12 protein-coding genes are annotated in these 13,096 nt (G+C 73.5%); 6 read left to right on the plus strand and 6 right to left on the minus strand.

Going from position 1 to position 13,096, the window contains the following annotated elements; genetic code table 11:
* Positions 1-14: 14 nt before the first annotated feature.
* Entirely contained in the window at positions 15-782 is a 768-nt protein-coding gene (locus tag NLX85_RS16115) for a trans-aconitate 2-methyltransferase (RefSeq protein WP_254335835.1), read from the minus strand.
* Between the two features lie 65 nt (positions 783-847).
* Between NLX85_RS16115 and NLX85_RS16120 the strand changes: the two genes are divergently transcribed.
* Entirely contained in the window at positions 848-1,258 is a 411-nt protein-coding gene (locus tag NLX85_RS16120; RefSeq protein WP_254335837.1) for a hypothetical protein, read from the plus strand.
* 63 nt (positions 1,259-1,321) lie between these two features.
* Positions 1,322-2,044 (plus strand): VOC family protein, encoded by a 723-nt coding sequence (locus NLX85_RS16125; RefSeq protein WP_254335839.1) that lies wholly within the window; start codon positions 1,322-1,324, stop codon positions 2,042-2,044.
* Positions 2,045-2,066: 22 nt separating this feature from the next.
* On the opposite strand, the gene NLX85_RS16130 is transcribed toward NLX85_RS16125, so the two are convergent.
* Complete coding sequence (locus NLX85_RS16130) at positions 2,067-3,401, minus strand: protein kinase (protein WP_374628095.1); 1,335 nt, start codon at positions 3,399-3,401, stop codon at positions 2,067-2,069.
* A 180-nt stretch (positions 3,402-3,581) separates the two neighbouring features.
* On the opposite strand from NLX85_RS16130, the gene NLX85_RS16135 reads away from it, so the two are divergent.
* From NLX85_RS16135 to NLX85_RS16145, 3 genes are all read left to right on the plus strand, one after another.
* Positions 3,582-3,899, plus strand: coding sequence for a hypothetical protein (locus tag NLX85_RS16135; RefSeq protein ID WP_254335843.1), 318 nt, complete (start codon positions 3,582-3,584; stop codon positions 3,897-3,899).
* Entirely contained in the window at positions 3,899-6,088 is a 2,190-nt protein-coding gene (locus NLX85_RS16140) for a bifunctional polysaccharide deacetylase/glycosyltransferase family 2 protein (RefSeq protein WP_254335845.1), read from the plus strand. Before NLX85_RS16135 ends, NLX85_RS16140 begins: the two co-directional genes overlap by 1 nt.
* A 123-nt stretch (positions 6,089-6,211) precedes the next feature.
* Positions 6,212-7,453, plus strand: a complete 1,242-nt coding sequence (locus NLX85_RS16145; protein WP_254335847.1) for an MFS transporter — start codon at positions 6,212-6,214, stop codon at positions 7,451-7,453.
* Positions 7,454-7,522: 69 nt separating this feature from the next.
* Here NLX85_RS16145 and katG read toward each other — a convergent pair whose 3' ends face one another.
* Positions 7,523-9,799 (minus strand): catalase/peroxidase HPI, encoded by a 2,277-nt coding sequence (katG, locus tag NLX85_RS16150; protein ID WP_254335849.1) that lies wholly within the window; start codon positions 9,797-9,799, stop codon positions 7,523-7,525.
* Positions 9,800-9,822: 23 nt separating this feature from the next.
* Positions 9,823-10,251: a Fur family transcriptional regulator gene (locus NLX85_RS16155; RefSeq protein ID WP_254335851.1), complete on the minus strand. Its 429-nt coding sequence runs from the start codon at positions 10,249-10,251 to the stop codon at positions 9,823-9,825.
* 179 nt (positions 10,252-10,430) lie between these two features.
* On the opposite strand from NLX85_RS16155, the gene NLX85_RS16160 reads away from it, so the two are divergent.
* Positions 10,431-10,898: a hypothetical protein gene (locus tag NLX85_RS16160; RefSeq protein ID WP_254335853.1), complete on the plus strand. Its 468-nt coding sequence runs from the start codon at positions 10,431-10,433 to the stop codon at positions 10,896-10,898.
* Positions 10,899-10,904: 6 nt separating this feature from the next.
* On the opposite strand, the gene NLX85_RS16165 is transcribed toward NLX85_RS16160, so the two are convergent.
* Together NLX85_RS16165 and NLX85_RS16170 are read right to left on the minus strand one after the other, a co-directional pair.
* Complete coding sequence (locus tag NLX85_RS16165; RefSeq protein WP_254335855.1) at positions 10,905-12,647, minus strand: multicopper oxidase family protein; 1,743 nt, start codon at positions 12,645-12,647, stop codon at positions 10,905-10,907.
* Positions 12,644-13,096: a DUF6220 domain-containing protein gene (locus NLX85_RS16170; protein ID WP_254335857.1), complete on the minus strand. Its 453-nt coding sequence runs from the start codon at positions 13,094-13,096 to the stop codon at positions 12,644-12,646. The genes NLX85_RS16165 and NLX85_RS16170 overlap by 4 nt, the downstream gene beginning before the upstream one ends.

Below are 13,096 nucleotides of genomic sequence, written 5' to 3' on the forward strand. Positions count from 1 at the left end.
CCTTGGTCGAGGGACTACGGCTCGCCACGCCGGCGCGCGAGATGAACGGTGATGTCGGCGGCGATCTCGACGGTCCCGGGCAGGACGAGCATGATCCGGCGGTACACCTCCTCCCGGTCCGCAGCCGGCAGGACGAGATAGGCCGAGACGGTGGAGAGGAGGCCCACGTAGTCGCGGGCGGTCATCGTCTCGCGCCGCTCGATCACGCACTGCCGGACGTCGGCGAACCACTCGGACCGTTGAAGCTCCGTGCCCGGCCACTGCATGTCCTGTTCCGGAGGCGTCCCGTCCGGGGACGGCACGTCGTCGCTCGCCAGGAACGGCGCCCGGGCCGCGCGAACCGCCTCCTCCACCGCCGGGTCGGCCAGCCGGACCGGCCCGCCGAACGACGCGAACACCCCGCCGGGCTCCAGCAGCGCGGCCACGCGCGGCCACCGGCCCTCCGGCTTCGTCCAGTGCAGCGCGGCGGCCGCGTAGACCAGGTCGTAGCGCTCGTCCGGTCGCAGGTCCTCGAACGCGGCCCGCACGGTCCGGACGCCCGCCGGCACGTGCCTGCGCAGCTCGGCGAGCATGGCCCCGTCGGGCTCGGTCGCGGTGACCGCCGCTCCGCGTCCAGCGAAGAGGCGGGTCGCCTTGCCCGTCCCGGCGCCGATCTCCAGCGCCGTCCGGATCGGCCGACCCGCGTACGTCAGCACCGTGTCGAAGAGCGCCGCGGGATACCCCGGCCGGAACCGTTCGTACGCTTGCGCGCTCATTCCGAAGCTCAGTGCGCGATCCGACATCCGAGCATGCTGACACGATCCGGACCGTCGACGCGCGGCCTTTCGGCACCGCCTACCCTCGCCCCATGGCCCGGACCCGCAGGCGGAGGATTCGCGTCGACGGTGTCGACTACCGGTGGACGGTCCGTCACGCCGACCCCGGTCAGGTCGTCGTCCGGGTCTGGCACGCCGCGACCGGGCGGGGCACCGGCCTGGAGGTCCTCGTGGCCTTCGACGACCCGTGGCTCAACTTCGGACCGATCGTCACCGCGCCGTCGGACCGGGTGGCCGAGGTCTTCGCGCTGGAGCCGGTCACGCCGCGGCTGGTGGCGGCACTGGTCCAGGCGGCGGTCGCCGCGGGCTGGCCGGCCCACAGGGGCGGCGGGCCGCGGCGTCTCGTGCTGGACCGGAGCCGCGAACGGCTGGAGCCGGCGCCCGGAACGACCACCGACGGCGGCGCCGAAACTCGGGTGCGGGTGACGCCGACCGGCCCCTAGGCTCCCGCTCGACGGGCTCGTGCAGGTCCCGTCGACGGCAGCGGGATCGGAGATGAGCACGGGATGACGTGTCAACTGTTCGCGATCAGCTTCGACGCCACCCAGCCGCTGCGTCTCGCGCGGTTCTGGTCCGGGGTCCTGGGCCGGGAGCTGGTCGACGATCCGCACGACGGTGTCGCGCTCCTGCCCGACGACGACGCCGGGTTCCGGATCCGCTTCCTCCCCAACGGGAGCGAGAAGGTCGGCCAGAACCGGTCCCACTTCGACCTCACGAGCACCTCGCTGGAGGACCAGCGGCAGACGGTGGCCAGGGCGCTGGAACTGGGCGCGCGGCACATCGACGTCGGCCAAGGCCCGGACGCGGATCACGTGGTGCTCGCCGACCCCGAGGGCAACGAGTTCGACGTCATCGAGCCGGGCAACAACTTCCTCGCCGGCTGTGGCTTCATCGGTGCGCTGGCCTGCGACGGCACCCAGAAGGTCGGCTACTTCTGGAGCGAGGCGCTGGGGTGGCCGCTGGTCTGGGACCAGGACGAGGAGACCGCGATCCAGTCACCGCTCGGCGGTCCGAAGATCACCTGGGGCGGCCCGCCGCTGATGCCGAGGACGGGCAAGCAGCGACTGCACTTCGACCTCGTGCCACCTGCCGGCGGTGACCAGCAGGCGGAGGTCGACCGTCTGCTGACCCTCGGCGCGACCCGGATCGACATCGGCCAGGGCGACGTCAGCTGGGTGGTGCTGGCCGACCCCGACGGCAACGAGTTCTGCGTGTTCCCACCGCGGTAGCGCGGGCCCGGCGACGGCACGGTCAGGTGGTCGCCTGCGCCGACGGCGAGGTGGACGGGGAACGTGCCTCACCGGTCGACTCCGCCGTCGGCTCCACCGACGGTGCGCTGGACGGCGCCCGCGACGGCGTGGCGGATGTCGCGGCAGGTCCGCCGTCGCGCGACGGCGCGGAGCCGGCGGGCGCGGGTTCGGACCCTCGGGACGCGGGCGTGGTCGTGGTCACGTCCGGGTCGGCCGGCGCGTTCCGCGCTCGGGTCGACGTACCCGGGGAGTCGCCGCCGCCGGAATTCGGATCCGACCTGACCACGGACGGCGTCGGCACCCCGGACGGGCCGGGCGACCACCCGGCGGGATCAGCGAGCACCACGGCGGCGGCCGTCGCGGCGAGAAGCGCCAGGCCGATTCCGGCGACCGCCCGCCGCCGGCCGGCCGCTCGCCCGGGCGGCGCGGCGACCATCGGTAGCGCGCGGGTCGTGGGGCCGGCGGCTCGGGGCACGGCCGGAGCCGCGAGCACAGGACCGGTCCGCGCACCGGGTGATCCCGCGATCGCGTCGGCGGTGGCGGCCATGGCCCCGGCGGTCGGAATCCGGTCGCCGGCGTTGCGGGCCATGGCCGAGGCGACCAGGTCGCGGACGGCTGCCGGGACATCGTCGGGCAGCGGCGGCGGCTCCTCCTCCAGGCGGCGCAGCGCCACGGCCACAGGATTGTCACCGGCGAAGGGAGGATGGCCGGCGAGGCAGTGGTACGCCACGCACCCGAGCGCGTAGACGTCCACGGCGGGACCGATGGCGCCGCTTCTGGTCAGCTGCTCCGGCGCCATGTAGAGGGCCGTGCCCACGACCTGGTTCGCCGCCGTCAACTCCGCCGCGTCCGGGGACAGCGCGATGCCGAAGTCGACGAGGACGACGTGCCCGTCCGGCTCGATGACGAGGTTGCTCGGCTTGACGTCACGGTGCACCACGTCGACGTCGTGAGCGGCCTGCAGGGCGCGGGCCGTCTGCGCGACGATCGACAGTGTCTCGGCGGCGCTGAGGCGACCGGCCTCCGCGATCCGCTCCGACAGCGACTGGCCCTGCACGTAGGCCATGACGATGTAGGCGGGACCGGACGCGCCGGGCAGGGTGGTCTCGCCGTAGTCGTAGACCTCCGCGACACCGGGATGCCGCAGCGCCGCCATGGCCCGCGCCTCGCGCCGGAAGCGCTCACCGGCGCTCGCGTCGGTCATGACCCGGCGGTGCAGCACCTTGACGGCCACGGTGCGCTTCAGCGTCTCGTCGACGGCACACCACACCTCACCCATGCCGCCGGCGGCGATCCGGTCGACCAGGCGGTAACGGTCGCCGATGAGCTCCCCCACGTCTGGCATCCGGTTCCCGTACCCCGGGTGCTCCTTTTTCAAGCAGGCGGCGGGCGGATCGCCCACCGGGGCTGACCGCCGACTCGGACAACTCGGCCGGAGGAGGTGGTTGTGCTGCCCTGACGGGGTATTGCTCGCCAGGTGAAGAAGATGAACGATCGTTATGTTGCCCGGGTTTCGATGCAATCCGAACCGGTCCGGCGCCGTGCCGTGGCCACGGCTCGGGTCACCCGGGAGCCACCGCCGTCCCGGAAGGACCGTTCCGTCGCCCGGGGCGTCGCCGCCCCGACGGCGGCCAACCGGCACGCGGAGCCGGTGGAGGCGGCGACCGCGATGCTCCAGCCGCCGGACCTCACGCGTGCGATCTTCGTGGACGGTTCGGGGCGCCGGGGGCAGCTGCTGCGCCGCGTCGCCTACGTGCTGGTCGCGGTGCTGCTGGTGCTGCTGGCGGCGTTCTGGCTGCTCCAGGGCCTCGACATCATCCAGGCAGGGACCTGATGGGGCTCTGGCGGGCCGGACAGCCGGTGGGCGGGACCGGGGACGTGGTCGTGCCGGCGGCCACCGACCCGCAGCAACGGCGCCAGCGCCGGACCAACCGCCGGCGCTGGCTGCTCGCGGCCGTGGCCACGTTCGTCCTGCTCAACCTGCTGGCGATCGGCGCGTACGCCAACGCCCGGTTCACCCCGGACCACCGCGCGGGCGGCCCGGCGGGCACGGCGACGGTACCGAAGCCGGTGCGCGACGGTGGGACCGTGGTGGACTTCCCGGACGGCCGGCTGGAGGCCCGGCGGATGCCGCCGAAGACGATCGCGTTGACCTTCGACGACGGCCCGGATCCGCAGTGGACGCCGAAGGTGCTGGACGTGCTCGCCCGGCACCACGCGCCGGCGACGTTCTTCGTGGTGGGCTCGCAGGTCGCGCGGCATCCCGAGCTGGCCGAGCGGATGGCCCGCGAGGGGCACGAGCTGGGCATCCACACCTTCACCCACCCGCAGATGGCGGACCTGCCGGCATGGCGGCGGAAGCTGGAGTACTCGCAGACCCAGGCCGCCATCGCGCACCTCACCGGCGTCAGCACCTCGCTGGCCCGGCTGCCGTACTCCAGCGGGGTCGACTCCCTCGACGACGCGAGCTGGCCGGTGGTGCGGGAGACCGGACGGTGGGGGTACGTGTCGGTCTTCAACGACACCGACAGCCAGGACTGGGCGCGGCCCGGCGTCCCGGCGATCGTCCGCAACGCCACCCCCGACGGCGACCGCGGGGCCGTCGTGCTGATGCACGACAGCGGCGGCGACCGGTCCCAGACCGTCGCGGCGCTGGACCGGTTCATCCCGGAGATGCAGGCCCGCGGCTACCGCTTCACCACGGTCTCCCAGGGCCTCGGCCAACCGGGTGCGGGCACCGCCCGGCTGGACGGGATGGACCGCGCGCGGGGGGCGCTGCTGGTCTGGGGCGTGCGGGCGGCGGACGGGACGATCCACCTGCTGTGGCTGCTGCTGATCGTGGTGGGGCTGCTCACCCTGACCCGCACGCTGCTGCTGTTCGGGTACGCCCTCGCGCACGCCCGCCGGCGCCGGGCGCCCACCTGGTCCTGGGGCGGCGCGGTGACCGACCCCGTGACGATCATCGTGCCCGCGTACAACGAACGGACCACGATCGCGGCGGCCGTGCGGTCGCTGGCCACCGGGACCCACCCCGGCATCGAGGTGCTGGTGGTGGACGACGAGTCCGACGACGGCACCGCCGAGGAGGTCGAGCGGCTGGGGCTGCCGAACGTGCGGGTGGCCCGGGTTCCCGGCGGCGGGAAGGCCGCCGCGCTCAACGCCGGGGTGGCGCTGGCCCGGCACGACCTGCTGGTGATGGTCGACGCCGACACGGTGGTCGACCCCGACGCGATCCACCGCCTGGTGCAGCCGTTCGCCGACCCCCGCGTCGGCGCGGTGGCCGGCAACGTCAAGGTGGGCAACCGGCGGCGGCTGCTGGGCCGCTGGCAGCACATCGAGTACGTCATCGGGTTCAGCCTGGACCGCCGGCTCTACGACACGCTGCACTGCATGCCGACCATCCCCGGCGCGCTCGGCGCGTTCCGCCGGGAGGCCGTGCTCGCCGCCGGCGGCCTCAGCCGGGCCACCCTGGCCGAGGACACCGACCTCACCATGGGCATCCACCGGGCCGGCTGGCGGGTGGTGTACGAGGAGACCGCCGTGGCCCGCACCGAGGCGCCGGTCACCCTGCCCGAGCTGTGGCGACAGCGCTACCGGTGGAGCTACGGCACCATGCAGGCGCTCTGGCGGCACCGGCGCGCCCTGGTGGACCGGGGACCCTCGGGACGGTTCGGCCGCCGCGGGCTGCCGTTCATCGCCCTGTTCTCGGTGCTCCTGCCGCTGCTCGCCCCGGTCGTGGACATCTTCGCCGTCTACGGGCTGTTCTTCCTCGACCGGTACGAGACCCTCGCGGCCTGGCTGGCCGTCCTCGCGGTGCAGATCGTCACCGCCGTCCTGGCCTTCCGGCTGGACCGGGAACCGCTGCGGCCGTTGTGGGCGCTGCCCCTGCAGCAGTTCATCTACCGGCAGGTCATGTACCTCGTCCTGGTCCACTCCGTGATCACCGCGCTCAGCGGCGGCCGCCTCAAATGGCAGAAGCTGCGCCGCACCGGCGAGGTCGCGGCGGCGCAGCCGGTCGGCTGACCGACGCCGTCGACCGTCGCCACGCGGCGTCGCGGGAGTGGGGTGTTTGATCCGCCCGCCCGCGTCCTGCTTTGATCGCAGCGGTCAACGGCAGGGTCATGCGAGCGGGGGGCGCGGAGTTTGGTGGGCAGACGGCCCCTGGGCCGGCAGTTCCGATGGCTGTGGGCGTCCTACGCGGTCAGCGCGTACGGCTCCGCGCTGGGGTTCGGCGCGTTGCCGCTGATCGCCGTGCTGGTGCTGGACGCCGGCCCCGCCCAGGTGTCCGCGCTGTCCGCGGTGGGGCCGGCGGTGGGCGCGCTCATCGCCCTGCCCCTCGGGCCGTGGGTGGAGTTCCGCCGCAAGCGGCCGGTGATGATCGCCATGGACCTGGCCCGGTTCGCGGCCATGGCGACGATCCCGGTCGCCTACGCCCTCGGACGGCTCAGCTTCGTCCAGTTGCTGGCGGTGTCGGCCGTGGTCGCCGCCGCCAAGATCGCCTTCGGCGCGGCCAGCGGCGCCTACCTCAAGGCGCTCGTCCGGCCGGACGACCTGCTCGTGGCCAACGCGCGGTTCGAGTCGACGACGTGGAGCTCGATCGCCGTCGGGCCGCCGCTGGGCGGGGCGGCCATCGGCCTGTTCGGGCCGGTCACCACCGTGGTGGCCGACGCGCTCAGCTACCTGCTGTCCGCGCTGGGCGTCACGGCGATCCGCGACCGGGAGGAGCGCCCGCGGCGGACCGACCGGAGCCGGGTCCGCGCCGGCGAGCTGCTCGACGGCTGGCGGCATCTCCTGGCCCATCCCGGCCTGCGGGCGCTCTACCTCAACCAGCTGCTCGTCAGCGGACTGATCATGGCCACCGAGCCGCTGCTGGCCGTGCTCCTGCTCCGCCAGCTCGGATTCCCACCCTGGCAGTACGGCCTCGCCTTCGCCGTCCCGTGCCTCGGCGGCCTCATCGGCTCCCGCCTCGCCCGCCGCGTCGTGGCGCGGTACGGCCAGCACCGGATCCTCCGTACGGTCGGCACGCTGCGCGCGGTCTGGCTGATCGGCCTCGCCTTCGTCCAGCCCGGCGTCGCCGGCCTCGCGACGGTGATCGCCGTCGAGCTCGCGATCATCATCAGCATGAGCCTGTACAACCCGGTGCTCGCCACCTACCGGCTGGAGCACACCCCCTCCGACCGCGTCGCCCGCACCCTGTCGGCCTGGTCGATCGGCAGCAGCGCCGCCATCGCCGTCCTCAGCGCGCTCGGTGGGCTGCTCGCCGGCGCCACCAGCCCGCGCACCGCCATCGTGGTCGCGGGCCTGCTGATCCTCGCCAGCCCGCTGCTGCTGCCCCGCCGCCCGGATTCCCCGCCCGTACCCGACCGTGAGCTGGCAGCAGCCGGGTGACGAGGCCCCGACGACGGGCGAGCCCGGCCGATCGCTGGTGGATCGGCCGGGCTCGCCCGTCGGTGCCGGTCAGGCGATGTCGAACCGGTCGAGTTCCATGACCTTGGTCCAGGCCGCGACGAAGTCGGTCACGAACTTCTCGCGGGCGTCCTCGCTGGCGTAGACCTCCGAGAGGGCGCGCAGCTGGGAGTTGGAGCCGAAGATGAGGTCGACCGCGGTGGCGGTCCACTTCACCTCGTCGGTGGCCAGGTCGCGGATCTCGTAGACGTGCTCGTCGGACTCCGACGCCTTCCACCGGGTGCCCGGGGAGAGCAGGTTGGCGAAGAAGTCGTTGGTGAGCACGCCGGGCCGGTCGGTGAGGACGCCGTGCGACGTGCCCCCGACGTTGTTCCCGAGCGCGCGGAGGCCGCCCACGAGGACGGTCATCTCCGGTGCGGTCAGGTTCAGCATGTAGGCGCGGTCGACGAGCAGCACCTCCGGCTGGGTCTTCTCGCCGGCACGCAGGTAGTTGCGGAACGCGTCGGCGCGCGGCTCCATGACCCGGAACGACTCGACGTCGGTCTGCTCCTGCGTGGCGTCGGTGCGGCCCGGGTGGAACGGCACGGTCACCTCGACGCCGGCGTCGCGCGCCGCCTTCTCGACGGCGGCCGAGCCGGCCAGCACGATGAGATCCGCGAGCGAGATCTGCGCGCCGCCGGCCGAGTTGAACTCCCGCTGGATGCCCTCGAGGGTCTCCAGGACGGTCGCGAGCTGCTCGGGCTGGTTGACCTCCCAGCTGCGCTGCGGCTCGAGGCGGATGCGCGCGCCGTTGGCGCCGCCGCGCTTGTCGGTGGAGCGGTAGCTCGCCGCGGAGGCCCAGGCGGTGGAGACCAGCTGGGCGGTCGTCAGGCCGGACTCCAGGACCTTCGCCTTGAGGGCGGCGACGTCGGCGTCACCCACGAGGTCGTGGTCGACGGCCGGCACCGGGTCCTGCCACAGCTGGGGCTCCGGGACCCACGGCCCGAGGAAGCGACTGACCGGGCCCATGTCGCGGTGCAGCAGCTTGTACCAGGCCTTGGCGAACGCCAGCGCGAACTCGTCGGGGTTCTCCAGGAACCGGCGGGAGATCTTCTCGTACGCCGGGTCGACGCGCAGCGACAGGTCGGTCGTGAGCATCGTCGGCTTGTGCTTCTTCGACGGGTCGTGCGCGTCCGGGATGATCGCCTCGGCGTCCTTGGCGACCCACTGCTTGGCGCCGCCGGGGCTCGTGGTGAGCTCCCACTCGTAGCCGAAGAGGATCTCGAAGAAGCGGTTGCTCCACTGCGTCGGCCGGTCGGTCCACGTCACCTCGAGACCGCTGGTGATCGTGTCGGCGCCCTTGCCGCTGCCGTGGGTGCTCAGCCAGCCCAGGCCCTGCGCCTCCAGCGGGGCGCCCTCGGGCTCGGGGCCCACGTGGTCGTCGGCGACGCCGGCGCCGTGGGTCTTGCCGAAGGTGTGGCCACCGGCGATGAGGGCGACGGTCTCCTCGTCGTTCATCGCCATCCGGCGGAAGGTCTCGCGGATGAAGTGCGCCGCGGCGGCTGGGTCGGCGTTGCCGCGCGGGCCCTCCGGGTTGACGTAGATGAGACCCATCTCGGTCGCACCGACGCCGGGCGTCACCTCCTTCTCGGAGGCGTAGCGCTCGTCGCCGAGCCAGGTGTCCTCCGGGCCCCAGAAGATCTCCTCGGGCTCCCAGACATCCTCGCGGCCGAAGCCGAAGCCGAAGGTCTTGAAGCCCATCGACTCCAGGGCGACGTTGCCGGCGAGCACGAGCAGGTCGGCCCACGAGACCTTCTGGCCGTACTTCTGCTTGACCGGCCACAGCAGCCGGCGCGCCTTGTCCAGGTTCGCGTTGTCCGGCCAGCTGTTGAGCGGGGCGAACCGCTGGCCGCCGTCGCCGGCGCCACCGCGGCCGTCTTCGATGCGGTAGGTGCCCGCGGCGTGCCAGCTCATCCGGATCATGAGGCCGCCGTAGTGGCCGAAGTCGGCCGGCCACCAGTCCTGCGAGGTGGTGAGGGCGTTGACGATGTCCTGCTTGAGGGCCTCGACGTCGAGCTTGGCGAACTCCTTGGCGTAGCTGAAGTCCGCCCCCAGCGGGTTGCCCTTGGGCGAGTGCGCGTGCAGCACCGACAGGTCGAGCTGGTTGGGCCACCAGTCGCGGTTGGTGCGCGGACGACCCCCGGTCTTCGGGGTCGGCGAGTCGATCGCCGGGTTCTCGCTCTCGCTGCCGTGCGCGGTGACGGAGTCGTGCGCGACCGGGCAGCCGGCCGCCTCCTTCTTGTCCACGCCCTGCGCGCTGGAGGGAGCGTTGTCCTGGATGTCGCTCATCTACTTCCTTCCGAACTGGCGGTTCACTGGGACGTGCCTTCGGTCGCGCAGTCGGGGCAGGTGCCCCAGTAGACGACCTCCGCCTCGTCGACCACGAACCCGCGGTCGTCCGAGGCGGTGAGACAGGGAGCGTGGCCGACGGCGCAGTCGACGTCGGCGATCGCGCCGCAGGAGCGGCACACGACGTGGTGGTGGTTGTCCCCCACCCGCGACTCGTAGCGGGCGGTCGCCCGGGCGGGCTGGATGCGCCGCACCAGACCGGCGTCGGTGAGGGCACGAAGCACGTCATACACCGCTTGGTGGGACACCGTGGGATGATTCGCTCGTACGAGGGCGATCACGGTGTCGGTGTCGGCGTGGGGGTGGTCGCGCAGCGCGCTGAGCACCGCCAACCTGGGCCGCGTCACGCGCAACGAGACCGCCCGCAGCTGGGCCTCGAAGTCGGACGTCATGTCCCGAACATAGCCCACTCTTCTGGAACGGATCAAGTTTTCGCGAGATTGGCGGGCCCGGGTCCGGACCGGCCGCGGCCGCCTCGCCGAACGGGGTTGCGGAGATAAACGATCTTCGACGACACTCCCCCGGACCGCCCCGCCGGACAGCGGCGGGCCCGACCGCGCAGGGGAATGCCATGCAGCCGTTGCATCCGGAGCCGACCGCACGGCGCCCGGTCTGGATGTGGGTTGGCGCCGCCGCGGGGCTCGCCCTGGCCCTCATGATGTTCCTCAACAACAACGGATCGCGCACCCGCGCGGCGGCGAGCCCGCCGCCCACCGGCACGTTCGTGGTCTCCGGCGCGGCGGTGCTCGCCGACGGCGCGTCCTTCAGCAGGGACGACCACGGCGGCTGCGCCGGCACCGGAACCCGGGCCGACGTCGTGGACGGCGCCCCGGTGCTGATCATGACCACCGGCGGGATGGCCGCCGGGAGCCTGACCGACGGGCGGGCGCTCACGGACGGCACCTGCCGATTCTGGTTCTCCGTCCGCGGGGTCCCGACCGGGCAGGACGCCTACCTGGTCATGGTCGCCGACCGGGACACCCGCCAGTACGCCGAACCGGAGCTGACCGGCGTCCTGGTCAGCCTGCGCCTCGACTGAACCCGGTCAGCCCCGGTACATCAGGTGCAGCGTCATCCCGGCGTCGGCGTGCTTCAGGTTGTGGCAGTGGTTGGCCCACATCCCCGGGTTGTCGGCCCGGAACGCCACCTCCCAGACGTCACCGGGGCGTACGTCGAAGGAGTCCAGCCACAGCGGGCTTCCGGTCGCCGGTTCCCCGTTGCGCGTCAGCACCAGGACGTGATGGCCGTGCAGATGCCACGGGTGCACGGTCTGGGACCGGTTCACGATCGTGAACTTCACGATGTCGCCGAGGCGGACGACCTGCGGCGGGATGTCCGGGTCGGCCGCGCCGTTGACGGTGTGGGCGTACCGCGGTAGGAGTCCGTGCAGGTCGAGGCCGCGGTCGAGCACCAGGGTGAACTCCCGGTCGAACCGGGACCACGGCACCGGAGCACCGGCGCCGTAGGTGAGCGGGTCCAGCACGGGCCACCCGCCGGTCGCCGTCGACAACGGTCCGGTCGAGTAGACGGCCCGCCCGTCAACGGACAGCGCCACCGGCGTGGCGGGCGCGGTGAACACCAGGTCGTAGCGTCCCCCGGCGGGGATCAGCACGGCGGTCTCCGCGAGGGAGGTGGGGCCGTGCAGGTCGGATCCGTCGATCGCGGCGACCCGGAACGGGGTGCCGGCCAGGGCGTACCGGTGTGTCGTGCTGTCGGTGTTGATCAGGCGCAGCCGCACGGGCGTGCCCGCCGCCACCGGTTCCACGCGCGGGGCGGGAAGCGGAAGGCCGGCGAGGGTGTGCACCGGCACCGTGACATCGACGCCGGTCGCCGGGCCCGGGCGCACCACGAGGACGCCGTACAGGCCCATCCGTACTCCGACGTCGGACACCGCGTGCGTGTGGTACCAGTACGTGCCGGCCTGATCGGCGCGGAACCGGTAGACGAACTCCTGCCCGGGCAGCACCGCGGCCTGCGTCACGCCGGGCACCCCGTCCTGGCTGTTCGGCACGTCGTAGCCGTGCCAGTGCAGCGTCACACCGCGCGCGATGTCCCGGTTGCGCAGCTTGACCTCCAGGACGTCGCCGACGGTGGCGGTCAGCTCCGGGCCGGGGACCTGCCCGTCGAACGCCCACGCCGCGACGTCGCGGCCGCTCACCCGCACCGTCGCCGTCGCCGCCGTCAGGGTGAACCGCCTGGTCGGTTCGCCGGCGGGCCGCGCGTCCCCAGCTCCGTGATCATGAGGTACGCCGGTAGCGGCGCCCGGGGCGGCGGCCAGCCCGGTCCCGGTCAGCAGCGCCGCGACCGCCACGGCGAGGGCCGCCCGGGAGACGGTCGGGGACGGGGGCGCGCCGAGCAGCCGCCACGACACCGCGGTCGCGCCGCCGACCCCGGCGACCGCGAGCAGCCCCGCGCCGGCCGACGCCGGATAGCCGTGCAGGACCGTCACGAGCAGGGCGGCGCTGTCGGCGTACCCGGCGAAGAGAAGCGGGACCGCGACGGACCGGATGTCGCCCGGGGCCCGCAGCAGCCGCGGCCCGGCGACGACCACCGCCGCGAGCGACAGCGGCGCGGCAATGAGCACCTTCTCCGCCGCGAACCACCAGCCGGCGCGCGCGAGCGCGGCGATCGTGACGGCACGGGCGAGCGTGGCGAGCAGCGCGACGGCGGCCAGCCCCCGTGCGAGCGGACGGCGGCGGGCGGCCGACGCGGCGCCGCCGCCCAGCCACGCGGCGGCCGCGAGGACCGCGATCACCAGGTCCGCCGCGAGCAGCGAGCCGGTGCTCATGCCGGCTCCCCCTCGCGGACGGCCACCGGGGCGGTGACGGCCGGTTCCGGGCGGGCCAGCTGCCGCGCTCCCCTGAGGACGTTGACCACGACGTGCACCGCGACGATGCCGTTGACCGCGTGCAGCCCGGCGATGGTCAGGCCGAACGGGGTGCTGGCGCCCGCGGCGTCGGTGGCCCCGTTCGCGAGCGCGGCCAGGAGCGCCTGCACGACGACCAGGCCGAGTGGCAGGGCCGCCAGGCCGATGAGCCGGCCCGGCGCCCTGGCCAGCGCGGCGAACAGGACGGTGAGCAGGGTGAGCACGGGGATGACGGCCATCCCGTTGACGCTGTGCAGGGCGTAGGCGCCGTCGCCCGCGGGTTTCGTGAAGGCGCCCACGGCTGCGAAGACGAACTGCACGGCGAACGAGACGAGCGACAGGGCGCTGACGACGACGAAGACCTTGCGCAT

Source organism: Micromonospora sp. A3M-1-15 (assembly GCF_024213425.1).
Lineage (GTDB): Bacteria > Actinomycetota > Actinomycetes > Mycobacteriales > Micromonosporaceae > Micromonospora > Micromonospora chersina.